We start from the raw sequence: 13,371 nt of genomic DNA on the forward strand, positions 1-13,371 counted from the left end.
TTGCTTACAGTGGCGGCCTGGGGGCATCCAGGACGGGTGCGGCGAATCGCCCGCCGCGCCGTCCACCGACGCAGTTGGGAGCGTTCGGATGCAGTTTTTTGGGCGCGAACGGGAAATCCAGGTCGCCGAGGCGATGATCGGCATGCGGGAGGGGGCCGCGTGCGTGTTCGTCGGCGACACCGGAGTGGGCAAGACGGCCCTCCTCAGGGAGATCGCCCGACGACACGACACCGCGGTCGTCGCGGTGAGTCCGAGCGAACGGATGTGGCCCCTGTCGGGCGTCTCCGCCTTCGCCGCCGGACTGGCGGGGTCGCGGAGCAGCGCCCTCGACGCGGTGCTGTCCCGGGGACGCGACTGGCCGGAACACCTGCTGGCGGAGGAGATCAGCCGCACTCTCCACCTCGTTCAGGACGAGCCCCGCGTGCTGGTCATCGACGACCTGGACGAGATGGACGGCGCGAGCCTCAGCATCCTGGCGTTCGTGTGCGCTCGGCTCCGAGGTACCGGGGTCAGCGTGATCGCGACCGTGCGAACCCCGGAGGGGCGCCACGATTTCGCCGGGGTGACCCACATCCACATCGAACGGCTCTCCTTCGACGAGTCGGTCGAGCTCGCCCGCGCGACGATCGGCGCGGGCACCAGCCCGGCCGTGACGCACATCGTGGCCGCATCGACGGGCGGTGACCCCGGGCTGATCGCGCGTGTCCGGCTGACTCCCGGCGAGGCGGCCGGCGACGCCGCGCTGCCGCTGCCTCTGCGCGTCGTCCGTCCCTCGGTCCGGCGGCAGCGCAGTATGCCGCGGTGCTCCGAGGATCCCCGGGTGTCGGCCGTCCTCGACCTGCTCTCGATGGGGCCCCTCTACGACTACGAGCACCTCCGATCGGCGGCCGCCGAGATCGGTATCGAGCTGGACGAGCTGATCGACCGCGGTCTCGTGAGCGTGCACGGCGACCGCGCGCGCGTCTCCGACCCCGCCCTCCGCCTCCGCCATCACGCGGCGCTGTCCCCCGACGAGCGTCGGCGGCTGCACGCCCGGTCGGCGAGCGACCACCGGCAGCAGGACCCGGCGACGTATCTGTGGCACGCCAGCTTCCTCGACCCCACGGGCGACCGGCTCCCGCTCCTCGCCGCCGCCGTCGAACTGTCCCGCGGGGGTGACACGTTCGCCGCGATCGAGTTCGCCGAGCGCGCCCTGGGCGGTGAGCTGGACCCGATCCAGCGGGATCGCGGACTCGTCGAGCTGGGCGACGCCCTCGTCCTCGGCGGACACGACCTGCTCGGACAGCACTATCTCGATCGCGCCCTCGACACGGCCGCGGCGGATGTCCGCGTGCGGGCGACGATCGCGGCTCTGCGTGCCGGCGCCCGCGTCGATCACGTCGTGCGCGACGCCCTTCCCGACTCCGTCGAATGGGAGGACGACGCCGTCTCCACCGAACGCCTCCTGTGCGAGAGCGCACGTCTGCATCTCTCCCGCGGGGAGCTGGATCAGGCGGTCGCGCGGGTCTCCGCGGTCGTCGAGCGCGGGGCCGTGTCCGAGGAGACACTGCTGCTGGCCGCGATCCTGCGGGGAATGGGGATGGATGTTGCCGACGATCTCCCGGACACCGTCGACCTCGAGGTCGGGCTCAGCCCGGACGCTCCGATCGAACTCGCCAGCCTCGCGGTGACCGTGCTGCTCCTGGACGAACGGTACGCGGAGGTCCGGCGCGTCACGGAGACGCTGCTCAGCAGCATGCCGCGCCCTGCCCCGATGTGGCGGGAGCGTCTCCTGCGCATCGTCGTCGCCGCCGAGGTACGCGGAGGCGATCCCCTCGCGGCCCGGCACGCCGTGGCGGCGTGGCGACACGAATGGCTCCCCGGACGCGGACCGGATGCCGCCCGCACTCTGCTGCTGGCTCAGGCCGCCGCCATCGACCCGTCCGATCCGACGACCCACGACCTCGTGCGCCGCGGCAGGGAACTATGTCGGAGAGAGGGAACGCCGACGCTCCTGCCCTTCTTCGCGGCGATCGAGGGAGGCCTCGCTCTGACGGAGCGACGTTTCGACGACGCGGTCGGCAGTCTGCAGGCCGCGCGGGCCGCCGGACCGGGGAACGACCCGGCGCTGATGCGGACCGACGCCGACCTGATCGAAGCGCTGTGGCTGAGCGATCGGGTCGTCGAGGCCCGTTCCGAGACGGCGCGGTTGGAGATCGCGCTCGCGGCGCGCCCCCGCCGGTGGACGACGCTGGCGGTGGCCCGGTCCCGCGCCGTGTGCCGGTCGGGTCGAGAGGGCCGACTCGCCTTCGACGAGGCGCAGGCCCTCTATCGCACCGACGACTCGCCCCACGAGTACGCGCGCCTGCGCGCGGCTCGCGAGCGGTGCGTTCCGGCGGATGAGTACCGCGTCCTGCGCAGGGTCGGCTACGACGCTCGAGCCGACTCCGTCCTCTCGCCCGACGAGCAGGAGGTCGTCGCCCTGGTCCAGCGGGGTCTGCGCAATCGCGAGATCGCCGCGACCCTGTTCATCTCCCTGCGATCCGTGGAGTTGCGTCTCACGCGCGTCTACCGGAAGCTCGGTGTCGGTTCACGCGCGCAGCTCGTCGCCCACCTGCACGGGGAGGCCTCCGCCTGACCTCGAACGAGCGGATGCCAGGGGCCCGGGTGCCGGCCCGGTCGCCCCGCCCCCGGCCGTCCGGCGGTCCGGGCTCTTCCATCGGCCGTCCGACGGCCGCCCGAGAGCGGCGACCAGGGCTCGCAGGCACAGCACCGCGTCCCAGACGCGCAGCAGCGGGAACAGGAGCATCGACACGCGCGGAGGCCGCCGCGTGACCGCGCACAGGAAGACCGTCATCACGGTGTCCACGAGGAGGAACCCCACCAGCAGAGGAACCGTCGGGATCGCCGCGGCCACGGCCTCGGCGACGCCTGCCGCGGTCCCGCTCAACAGCCGACCGCCCAGGGCGGCGAGGGCCCCCACGACGAGCGCGGGCACGACCGCCGCGATCACCAGGCTCGCGACGGCGGTCTCGGCGGCGAAGACGCCCACGGACGTCCAGAACAGCCCGGGCCGGATGCCGTGCCGCCGCACGGTCTGCCAGAAGCCGAGGCTCCAGCGCCGCATCTGGGCCGAATAGTCGCGGAGGACGGCCGGATCCTGCGTCTCGGCGATCGCGCACTCCGGGTGGAAGGCGATCCGGCCGAGGCGCTTGGCGTGGACCTCGAAGGTCATGTTGAAGTCCTCGATCGACAGCCCGGGCGCGTCGATGTCGATCCGGTCCAGCACGTCCGTGCGATACAGGCTCGCGAAGCCGGGCACGATGGCGACGGCGTCTGCGGCGCGCGCCGCCTGGCCGAACTTGTGGAGGTACTGGGTGCACACGTACGTGCGTTCCCGGTAGGTCGTGAGCAGGCGCCCCGTGCGAGTCGCCGGGGCGTCCGCGGCGGTCGTCGCGCGTCCCGCCACGGCCACCACGTCCGGGTCGGTGAACAGCGGCAGGCCCGTGCGCAGGTAGTCCGGGCGCGGGCGGGAGTCGGCATCCAGGAGGAGCAGGAGGGGGAACCGCTCGGGGATCCGGAAGCGCTCGAGTCCCGCCCGGATGGCGCCCGCCTTGCCGCGATTCGGGAAGAGGTCCCACACCGACGCGCCCGCGTCGCGCGCCCGCTCCACCGTCGCGTCCCCCGACCCGTCCGACACCACGAACACGTTCCGGGCCGGCACGAGGGCCCGGGCGGCGCGCACCGCGTCGGCGATGACGAGCTCCTCGTCGTGCGCGGCGATGAGCACCGCGACCTCCGTCGACCGGAAGTACATCGACGGTGCGAGCAGCGACGGACGCGGGCGCCGCTCGCAGGCGAGGCGGCCGAGGGCGACGGTGCCCCACACGAGCGTGGAGACCCCGATCGTGCAGACGGCGACGAGGAGCGCGAGCGCGAGGGTCATGGCATCCCTTCGTCCGGAGGCGGTCAGTGCCACGACCGTACGCGTTCTCGGCTCCGCCGGCGCCCGCACGGCCCGCATGCGCGCTTGCGGTTTCCCGCACACCGGCGTGCGGGGCGCGGCATCCCGCAGGATCGGCCGCGATCGCTTGACCGCTCCCCCGGGCCCGGCGGAGGGTGGGCCCCGGATCAGCACCGACGCTCGTTCGGATGCCCCGCCCCGGATCACCCGAACGTCCCTCGCACGCGGCAGGTCGCCGCCTGTCACGGGACCTCCCCTTTGGAGGATGACGATGTCCACACTCGATGTCCGTGCGACCGCGCCGCTGTCGACGGCCGCGACGGAGCCGGCTGCTCCCCCACCGTTCGACTTCGACGTCGCGATCGTGGGACTCGGCTACGTGGGTCTACCCACGGCTCTCGCCTACCGGGCGAGCGGCTCGCGGGTCCTGGCGCTGGATGCCTCGCCCCGGCGGCTGCGCACCATCGCCGCCCGCGGCGCCGACCTGATCGACTCCGACCGCGACCGCCTCGAAGCCGCCCTGCGCGCGCCGCGGGAGTTCCGTCTCACCAGCGACGTCTCGGAGCTCGCCCGGGCCGCCGCGATCGTCGTGTGCGTGCCGACCCCCGTCGACCACCAGCAGGTCCCCGATCTCGCCCCGCTGCGGGCCGCGTGCGCCACCGTCGTCGCCGCGGCTCGCCCCGGCCAACTGATCATGCTGACCTCCACGACCTACGTCGGCTGCACCCACGACCTCGTCGAGCAGCCGCTTCGCGAGCGGGGGCTGGAGGTCGGCCGGGACGTCTTCGTCACCTTCAGCGCCGAGCGTATCGACCCCGGGAACGTCGGTTTCGCGCAGGAGGTGGTGCCCCGCGTCGTCGGCGGCGCCACGCCGCAGTGCCAGGAAGAGGGCGTGCGTCTGCTCTCGCGATACGCCGCGCGCGTGCACCCCGTGTCGAGTCTGGCGACGGCCGAGATGACCAAGCTGCTCGAGAACACCTTCCGCGCGGTGAACATCGCGCTCGCCAACGAGTTCGCCGACATCTGCGGGGCGCTCGACGTCCCCGTCACCGAGGTGATCGAGGCGGCCAGCACCAAGCCGTACGGCTTCATGGCCTTCTATCCCGGACCGGGGGTGGGCGGACACTGCATCCCGTGCGACCCGCACTACCTGCTGTGGCAGCTGAAGGCCCTCCACGTGGATGCCGGGGTGATCACCGAAGCGATGACCCGCATCGCCGCGCGACCCCGGCGCGTGGTCGACCGCGTGCGCGACGTCCTCGGCCGGGCCGGGAAGGGCACGCTCGGCGCCCGGGTGCTGATCGTCGGCGTCACGTACAAGCCCGACGTCGCCGACCTCCGCGAGTCCCCCGCGCTGGAGATCATCGACGGACTCATCAACGCCGGCGCGGAGGTGCAGTACGTGGACACCCACGCGCCGCACATCCATCTCGGCTCCGGACGCGAACGGGATTCGCTCACCGACCCGGCGGCCTTCCACCCCGACGTCGTCCTCGTCCACACGCGCCACCACGACTCCGATCTGAACTGGCTCGACGGCGACGCCGTCGTCCTGGACGGCACGTATCGCAGCTCCGACATCGCCGGGCGGGTGCTGCTGTGAGCGGGGTCCCGATCTACCCGTCGGGCGACCGCACGGCGCACCGCACCCTCGTCACCGGTGGCGCCGGCTTCGTGGGCAGCCACCTCGTCGAGCACCTGCTGGCCGCCGGGGACGAGGTCACCGTCCTCGACGACCTCTCGACCGGGTCGGCGCGCAACCTGGCCGGGGTCGCCGACAACCCGCGCCTGCAGATGATCCACGGCTCGATCCTCAACACCAAGACGGTCGGCCAGGCCATGGAATCCTGCGACCGGGTGTTCCACCTCGCGGCCGCCGTCGGCGTGAAGCTCATCGTCGAGCAGCCGCTGCGCGGCCTCCGTATCAACATCCACGGCACCGAGAACGTCCTCACCGCGGCGATCGAGCGGCAGGCGTCGGTCCTCCTGGTGTCCACGAGCGAGGTCTACGGCAAGAACACCGCCGACCGCCTGCGGGAGGACTCCGACCGCATCCTCGGCGACCCCCTCCTCTCGCGGTGGACGTACGCCGGCGCGAAGGGCATCGACGAGGCCTTCGCGAAGGCCTACTGCGATCAGGAGGGCCTCGACGTCGCGATCGTCCGACTCTTCAACACCGTGGGCCCGCGGCAGACCGGTCGATACGGGATGGTCTTCCCGAACCTCGTCGGCCAGGCGCTCAGGGGGCACCCGTTGACCGTGTTCGGCGACGGGCAGCAGACCCGATGCTTCTCGGCGGTGGAGGACGTCGTGCCCGCCATGGTGCGCATCGAACGCGATCCGCGCGCACGCGGGCAGGCGTACAACCTCGGCGGGGCTCGGGAGATCTCGATCCTGGACCTCGCCCACGAGATCGTCCGCACGCTCGACAGCCGGAGCGAGATCCAGCTGATCCCCTACGACCAGGCCTACGCCCCGGGGTTCGAGGACATGCGTCGCCGGGTTCCCGACAACACCAAGGCCAACGACCTGGTCGGCTACGAGCCGCAGACGTCGCTGACCACGACGATCCTCCGGGTCGCCGCCGATCTGCTCGCCCGCGAGCGCCTCGCCTCCGACGCCATGCCCCTCGCCGGCACGGGATCCTTCCGCGGGGTGCTCTGATGTGCGGCATCACCGCGTTCCGGGGCCCGTCCGCGGCGACCCACGCGCGCGTGGCCCTCGCCCGACTGGAGTACCGCGGCTACGATTCCGCGGGCATCGCCGCCCGCCGCCCCGACGGAACGGCGATGCACGTGCGCACCCTGGACGGCGTGGAGGCGCTTGCCGACGCCGTCGAGTCGGACACGGATGCCACCACCGCGGCGATCGGCCACACCCGGTGGGCCACCCACGGCGGCGTGAGCGAACGCAACGCGCACCCCCTCGAGGATTGCGGGGGCCGTCTGTTCGTGGTCCACAACGGCATCGTCGAGAACGCGGGTGCGCTGCGGGAACGCCTGCGGTCGGCCGGCCACCGTCTCGCGACCGACGTCGACACCGAGGTCATCGTCCATCTGCTCGAGGAGGCGGTGAGCGTCGGCATGGATCTCGGTGAGGCGCTCGCGGACACGGCGACCCATCTGGTGGGGTCGTGGGCCGTGGTCGCGTTGGACTCCCGGACCGGTGCGCTGGCCGGAACCGCCCACGGATCGCCGCTGATCCTCGCGGACGGCGGCGACGGGGTGTATCTCGCGAGCGATGTCGGCGCGGTCGCGCCGTTCGTGTCCGCGTTCCGCGTGCTCGAAGACGACGACGTCGTCGACATCGACGCGGCCGGCGCGCACTGGCACCGTTCGGGCGGGAGCGACCGGCCGCGCGGACTCTGGCCGGTTCCCGAGGTGGCGCTGCTGTCCCGCGGCGGCCGGCACGACGACCACATGGGCAATGAGATCGACGAGCAGCCGGTGGTCGCTCGACGCGTGCTCGACGCCCTGGCCCCGAGCATCCGCGACGGCGCCCTGTGGAACCGTCTGGGGCTCCCCCCGGTGGAGGAGATCGACCGGGTGGCGGTCCTCGGCTGCGGCACGTCGCTGCACGCCGGACGAGCGCTCGCCGGGGTGTTCGCGCGGGTGGGACGCATCCCCACGCGCGCACTGACGGCGAGCGAGGCCGCGCACGAGGTGTGGGAGCCGCGCACCCTCGTGGTGGCGATGAGTCAATCCGGCGAGACCGCCGACGTGCTGCGTGCGCTGGACGGACTGCCGTCCGGTCACGGCACGGTGCTGGCCCTCACCAACAACACCGCGTCGTCTCTGGCGCGTCGAGCGGACGCCGTGATCGATTGTCTCGCGGGGCCCGAGATCGGTGTCGCAGCGACGAAGACGTTCGTGGCGCAGGTGCTCACGGGCGCGTGCGTAGCCCTGTCGGGGCTGTCCATGTCGGGGCGCGCGGATGCCGCCGTCCTCGACGCCGACCTGAACGCGCTGGCCGCGACGCCCGACGCCCTCTCGGGAGCCCTGCACGCCTGGCGCGATCGAGCCGCGGATCTCGCCGCCGATCTGGTGACGGCCTCCGGGTTCCTGTTCCTCGGTCGCGGCGCGGGTCTCGTGTACGCCGCCGAGGGCGCGCTGAAGCTGAAGGAGCTCTCGTACCGCTGGGCGGAGCATCACGCCGCGGGCGAGCTGAAGCACGGCCCGTTGGCCCTGGTGGATGCCGGGACCCCGGTGTTCGTCGTCGACGACGGCGACCCGCGCCTGGACGTCGACATCGCCGAGGTCGAGGCCCGCGGTGGGCGGGTGATCCGCGTGGGCGAACGGGCCCTGCGGGTGGGGGGCCTCCCGCTCCAGCTGCCGCGCACCGGCCCGTCCTGGGGGCCGTTGGAGACGGTCGTGCCGTTGCAGCTGTTCTCCCGCGAGCTGGCTCTGCGTCTCCAGCGCAACGTCGACAAGCCCCGCAATCTCGCCAAGTCGGTGACCGTCGCATGACGACGCCCCCGGCTCGGCTTCCCCTCCCGAGAAAGGCCGCCCGCATGGTCCCCGCTCCCCCCACTCCGAACCGACGACGGCGTCGCCTGCGTCTCACGATCGCCGCCGTCGCCCTCGCGGCGATCCCTCTCGCCGGTCTCGTCGCCGTCGCGCCGTCCCCCGCTCAGGCGGCCACGCGCACGGTCGTGAGTCTCACGTTCGACGACGCCAACGCCAACCAACTGAACGCTCTGCCGGCGCTGAAGGCGAACGGGATGAAGGCGACGTTCTACGTCCCGTCGGGCTTCATCGGCGCGGCCGGACACATGACCCGCGCCGACCTGACGAACCTCGCGAGTGCGGGGCACGAGATCGGCGGCCACACGGTGAACCACCCCGATCTCGCGCAGGTGAGCGTCGACGAGGCGAAGCGGCAGATCTGCACCGACCGGAAGAACCTGACGTCGTGGGGCTTCACGGTCCGCAGTTTCGCGTACCCGTTCGCCTCCAGCACTCCCGACGTCGAGAAGGCCGCGGCCGACTGCGGCTACAACAGCGCCCGGCTGCTGGGAGACATCCGCAGTCGCTTCGGGTGCCCGGACTGCGCGTACGCCGAATCGACCAAGCCCGCGGCTCCGTTCGCCCTCAAGGCGCTCGACCAGGTCGATGCGACCTGGACGCTCGACGATCTCAAGCAGGGGGTCACCAACGCCGAGAAGAACGGCGGCGGCTGGGTGCAGTACACCTTTCACGACATCTGCGCCGACGCGTGCAGCGATCTCGCCGTCACCCCGACCGTGTTCTCGCAGTTCGTCTCGTGGCTGAAGACGCGGCAGGCTGCCGGCACCGTCGTCAAGACGATCGGCAGCGTCATCGGCGGGACGACCAAGCCGCTCGTCGACGGGCCGTCGGTGCCCGCCCCGACCGGTTCGACCAACGGCATCGTGAACCCCGGCATGGAGCAGGGGGCGCCGGACTGCTGGATGCGCGGCGGCTGGGGCACCAACACCCCCGCCTTCGAGACGGGATCGCCCGCGCACGGCGGCGCCATCTCGAGCGGGATCACCATGACCGGGTACGTCGACGGCGACGCGAAGCTGCTCCCGCAGTTCGATCTGGGCCAGTGCGCTCCGACGGTGACGCCGGGCCGCACGTACACGCTCCGCGAGTGGTACCGCGCCAGCGGCGTGACGCAGTTCGCCGTGTATCTGCGCTCGACCGCCGGGGCGTGGTCGTACTGGACCTCGAGCCCCTGGTACGCCTCGGCGACCGACTGGACCGAGGCAGACTGGACGACGCCGGCGATCCCGGACGGGTACAACGGGATCAGCTTCGCGCTGACGATCTTCGGCAACGGGACGCTGCGCACGGACGACCTCGCGCTCTACGACAGCGCCGGGGCGCCACCCCTCTCCCCGGTCGCCGGCGTCAGCCGCGTCGCCCCCGACACGACGACGCCGCCCCAGGGTCCGGTCGAGCTCTTCCAGCCCACCGAGAGCGACGTCACCGGATGACGCGCCGCGCGGCGGCGGCGGGTGCCCTCGGGGTGCTCGTCGCCGCCGGCGTCGTGGCATGCGCGCCCGCGACCGCGCCCGCTCCGCTTCCCGACACCGGGTACCCGTGGCACACCGACATCGTGGCGACGACCTTCTGGGTCGGCGAGGTGTTCGACCCGAGCGCGTCCGACGGCAGCCAGCGTCTGTCGACCTACGACTCGCGATGGCTGGCGTCGTACGGGGGCTGCGACGGGGTGTCCGAGGGCACGCAGTGCCGCACGGAACCGCGCACGGCGGAGAACGGGTACTTCCCGACGCGGATGACGCCCCTCGAGAACCCCTTCTACCTCGATCTGCCGTACGACGACGTCAACGACGACGTGGGCTTCGCCGAGCGCGGGAAGGTGATCCCGTGGGCTTCGGAGGCGCCGTACGCCGCCGACGTCGCCGACCCGACGGTCAGCCTGATGAAGAACCGTTGGGTGGTGCTGCGCAAGGGCGACCGGCTGTGCTACGGCCAGATCCAAGACGCCGGTCCCGGCGAGTACCGCGACGCCGCCTACGTCTTCGGCTCCGACGATCGTCGTCCGGACAACACGCGGTTCAACGGCGCCGGTCTCGATGTCTCCCCCGCGCTCAACGGTTGCCTGGGCTTCCGCGAGCTCGACGGCGAAGACGACCGCGTCGACTGGGCGTTCGTCGACGAGGACGACGTCCCGGACGGACCGTGGACCAGGATCGTGACGACCAGCCCGGTCCGGTGAGAACGGAAGGTCTTACTGGCCCCGGCGCTCGCGCAGCTGCTGCAGCGCGTCGTCGAGGAGCGACGCCGCTTCCTCGTCGGTACGGCGCTCCTTCACGTAGGCCAGGTGCGTCTTGTAGGGCTCGGTCTTGGCCAGGGCCGGCGGGTTGTTCTTGTCGCGGCCGGCGGGAAGACCGGAGTGCGGAGAGTCGATCGTCTCGGGGATCTCGTCGTCGGGGATGCCCGCCGCGAAGTAGCGGACGGTCTCGTTGCCGAGGGCGTCCCAGTACGAGACCGCGACGCGATCGGCGTGGAAGCCGTGGTCCTGTTCTCCCATCGGGCCCGCGCCGACGCGCGTGCCGCGGATGGCGTTGCCGCCAGTGGCCATGTCAGAGCTCCGCGAACTTGGTGAGGAGACCGAGACCGACGATGGTGATGAACCACACCAGGGCCAGGACGATCGTGAATCGGTTGAGGTTGCGTTCGGCGAGGCCCGACGAGCCGAGAGCCGAGCTCATGCCGCCGCCGAACATGTCGGAGAGGCCGCCTCCACGTCCCTTGTGGAGCAGGATGAGCAGGGTCAGCAGGAGGCTGGTCACGCCCAGGAACACCTGCAGGACGAACTCGAGAATCTGCACTGTCGAAAGCCTTTCGCGGCGGTCGGATCGGACCGCACAAGCGTCAAGTATACGGGGAGGCGGCCGGACACACGGGATGCCCGCGGCGCGAGGCCGCGGGCATCCCGTGTCGGTCAGACTCCGACGTGCTTCTGGTAGCGGATGATCGCCGCGAACTCGTCCACGACGAGGCTCGCGCCGCCCACCAGCGCACCGTCGACGTCGGGCTCGCGCATGAAGCCGGCGATGTTGCCCGACTTCACCGAACCGCCGTAGAGGATGCGCGTGCGCGCTGCCGCATCGGCACCGAGCTTGTCGGCCACGACGGCACGCAGCTTCGCGCAGACCTCCTGCGCCTGGTCGGGCGTGGCGGCCTGGCCGGAGCCGATGGCCCAGACCGGTTCGTACGCCACGACGATGTCGGCATCGGATGCCACGCCCTCGAGCGCGACCTCGAGCTGACCCACGGGAACGGCGCTGGCGCCGAACTTCTCGAGGTCTTCGGAGGTCTCACCGACGCAGATGACCGGGACCAGGCCGTGGCGGAGCGCCGCCTGGGTCTTGGCCGCGACGACCTCGTCGGTCTCGTGGTGGAACTGCCGGCGCTCCGAGTGACCGATGATCACGTAGCGCGCGTCGAGCTTGGCGAGGAACTGACCCGAGATCTCGCCCGTGTACGCGCCGGAGTCATGGGCCGAGAGGTCCTGACCGCCGAGGGCGAACTCGATCTTGTCGGCGTCGAGAAGCGTCTGCACGGTGCGCAGGTCGGTGAAGGGCGGGAAGACCGCCACCTCCACGCTGCCGCTCTCGTGCTTCGCATCCTTCAGCGTCCAGTGCAGCTTCTGGACGAACGCGACCGCCTGCAGGTGGTCGAGATTCATCTTCCAGTTGCCCGCGATGAGGGGGGTGCGGTTCAGGACCATCCGAGGACCTCCAGTCCGGGGAGCTTCTTGCCTTCGAGGAACTCCAGGCTGGCCCCACCACCGGTGGAGATGTGGCCGAACTGGTCGTCCGTGAAGCCGAGCTGACGTACGGCGGCCGCCGAATCGCCACCGCCGACGACGCTGAGGCCGTCGACCTCGGTGAGCGCCTTCGCGACGGTCTTGGTGCCCGCGGCGAACGCGGCCATCTCGAACACGCCCATGGGGCCGTTCCAGAAGACGGTGCGCGAATCGCGGATGGCCTCGGCGAACAGGTCCGCCGTGCGAGGACCGATGTCCAAGCCCAGACCCGAGGCACCGAACGGGGTGTCCTCGAGCGCCACGGCATCCGCGACGACGTGCTCCGCGTCGGCGGAGAAGGACGCCGCGACGACGGCATCCACGGGGAGGACGATCTCGACGCCGCGCTCCTTCGCCGTGGCGAGGTAGCCCTTCACTGTGTCGATCTGGTCCTGCTCGAGCAGGCTCGAGCCGACCTTGTTGCCCTCGGCCGCCAGGAACGTGAACATCATCCCGCCACCGACGAGGAGCTTGTCCACGCGCGGGAGCAGGTGCTCGATGACCCCGAGCTTGTCGCTGACCTTCGAGCCGCCGAGGACGACCGTGTAGGGCCGTTCGGGGTTCTCGGTCAGGCGGTCGAGGACCTCGAGCTCCTTCTGGATGAGCAGGCCGGCCGCCGACGGCACGATCTGCGCCAGGTCGTAGACGCTGGCCTGCTTGCGGTGCACCACACCGAAGCCGTCGGAGACGAGGGCGTCGCCGAGCTCGGCGAGCTGCCGCGCGAACTCCTGCCGCTCGGCCTCGTCCTTCGAGGTCTCCCCCGCGTTGAAGCGGAGGTTCTCGATGACCGCGACGTCGCCGTCCTCGAGCGAGGCGACGGCCTCGCGGGCGGACTCGCCGACCGTGTCGCGCGCGAACGCGACCGGCTGACCGAGGAGCTCGGACAGGCGCTGCGCGACCGGCTCGAGCGAGTACTTCGGGTCGGGCGACCCGTCGGGACGGCCCAGGTGCGAGCACACGACGACGCGGGCGCCGGCGTTGATCAGGGCGTTGAGAGTCGGCAGCGACGCGCGCACGCGGCCATCGTCCGTGATGACGCCGTCCTTCAGGGGGACGTTCAGGTCACAACGGACGATGACGCGCGTGCCGGCCAGCGACCCCAGCGTTTCGAGGGTGCGCAGAGCCAT

General features: G+C 71.6%; 11 protein-coding genes. 6 read left to right on the top strand and 5 right to left on the bottom strand.

Annotated features, from left to right (window positions below):
• The first annotated feature begins 88 nt into the window (after positions 1–88).
• Entirely contained in the window at positions 89–2,617 is a 2,529-nt protein-coding gene (locus QM517_RS05500) for a helix-turn-helix transcriptional regulator (protein ID WP_283285743.1), read from the top strand.
• On the opposite strand, the gene QM517_RS05505 is transcribed toward QM517_RS05500, so the two are convergent.
• Positions 2,570–3,958 carry a glycosyltransferase gene (locus tag QM517_RS05505; RefSeq protein WP_283285745.1) on the bottom strand — a complete coding sequence of 463 codons (1,389 nt, stop codon included), beginning with the start codon at positions 3,956–3,958 and terminating at the stop codon, positions 2,570–2,572. The genes QM517_RS05500 and QM517_RS05505 overlap by 48 nt on opposite strands.
• Positions 3,959–4,214: 256 nt before the next feature.
• On the opposite strand from QM517_RS05505, the gene QM517_RS05510 reads away from it, so the two are divergent.
• From QM517_RS05510 to QM517_RS05530, 5 genes are read left to right on the top strand one after another with little or no spacing between them, the layout of a single operon-like run.
• Complete coding sequence (locus QM517_RS05510; RefSeq protein ID WP_283285748.1) at positions 4,215–5,546, top strand: nucleotide sugar dehydrogenase; 1,332 nt, start codon at positions 4,215–4,217, stop codon at positions 5,544–5,546.
• A complete protein-coding gene (locus QM517_RS05515; protein ID WP_283285749.1) occupies positions 5,543–6,607 on the top strand; it encodes an NAD-dependent epimerase/dehydratase family protein in 1,065 nt (354 codons plus the stop codon). The genes QM517_RS05510 and QM517_RS05515 overlap by 4 nt, the downstream gene beginning before the upstream one ends.
• Positions 6,607–8,409, top strand: a complete 1,803-nt coding sequence (glmS, locus tag QM517_RS05520; RefSeq protein WP_160897374.1) for a glutamine--fructose-6-phosphate transaminase (isomerizing) — start codon at positions 6,607–6,609, stop codon at positions 8,407–8,409. Before QM517_RS05515 ends, glmS begins: the two co-directional genes overlap by 1 nt.
• Before the next feature lie 44 nt (positions 8,410–8,453).
• Positions 8,454–9,902, top strand: a complete 1,449-nt coding sequence (locus tag QM517_RS05525) for a polysaccharide deacetylase family protein (RefSeq protein WP_283285751.1) — start codon at positions 8,454–8,456, stop codon at positions 9,900–9,902.
• Positions 9,899–10,648, top strand: coding sequence for a hypothetical protein (locus tag QM517_RS05530; RefSeq protein ID WP_077049989.1), 750 nt, complete (start codon positions 9,899–9,901; stop codon positions 10,646–10,648). The genes QM517_RS05525 and QM517_RS05530 overlap by 4 nt, the downstream gene beginning before the upstream one ends.
• A 12-nt stretch (positions 10,649–10,660) precedes the next feature.
• On the opposite strand, the gene QM517_RS05535 is transcribed toward QM517_RS05530, so the two are convergent.
• The 4 genes from QM517_RS05535 to QM517_RS05550 form a co-directional block, all read right to left on the bottom strand.
• Positions 10,661–11,014, bottom strand: coding sequence for an RNA polymerase-binding protein RbpA (locus QM517_RS05535; RefSeq protein WP_063257886.1), 354 nt, complete (start codon positions 11,012–11,014; stop codon positions 10,661–10,663).
• Position 11,015: 1 nt separating this feature from the next.
• Positions 11,016–11,264 carry a preprotein translocase subunit SecG gene (secG, locus tag QM517_RS05540; RefSeq protein WP_077049988.1) on the bottom strand — a complete coding sequence of 83 codons (249 nt, stop codon included), beginning with the start codon at positions 11,262–11,264 and terminating at the stop codon, positions 11,016–11,018.
• A gap of 113 nt (positions 11,265–11,377) precedes the next feature.
• A complete protein-coding gene (gene tpiA / locus QM517_RS05545) occupies positions 11,378–12,166 on the bottom strand; it encodes a triose-phosphate isomerase (RefSeq protein ID WP_077049987.1) in 789 nt (262 codons plus the stop codon).
• Entirely contained in the window at positions 12,157–13,371 is a 1,215-nt protein-coding gene (locus tag QM517_RS05550) for a phosphoglycerate kinase (protein WP_278101499.1), read from the bottom strand. The genes tpiA and QM517_RS05550 overlap by 10 nt, the downstream gene beginning before the upstream one ends.

This window comes from Microbacterium sp. IEGM 1404, from assembly GCF_030056775.1.
In the GTDB taxonomy this organism is placed as follows: Bacteria; Actinomycetota; Actinomycetes; order Actinomycetales; family Microbacteriaceae; genus Microbacterium.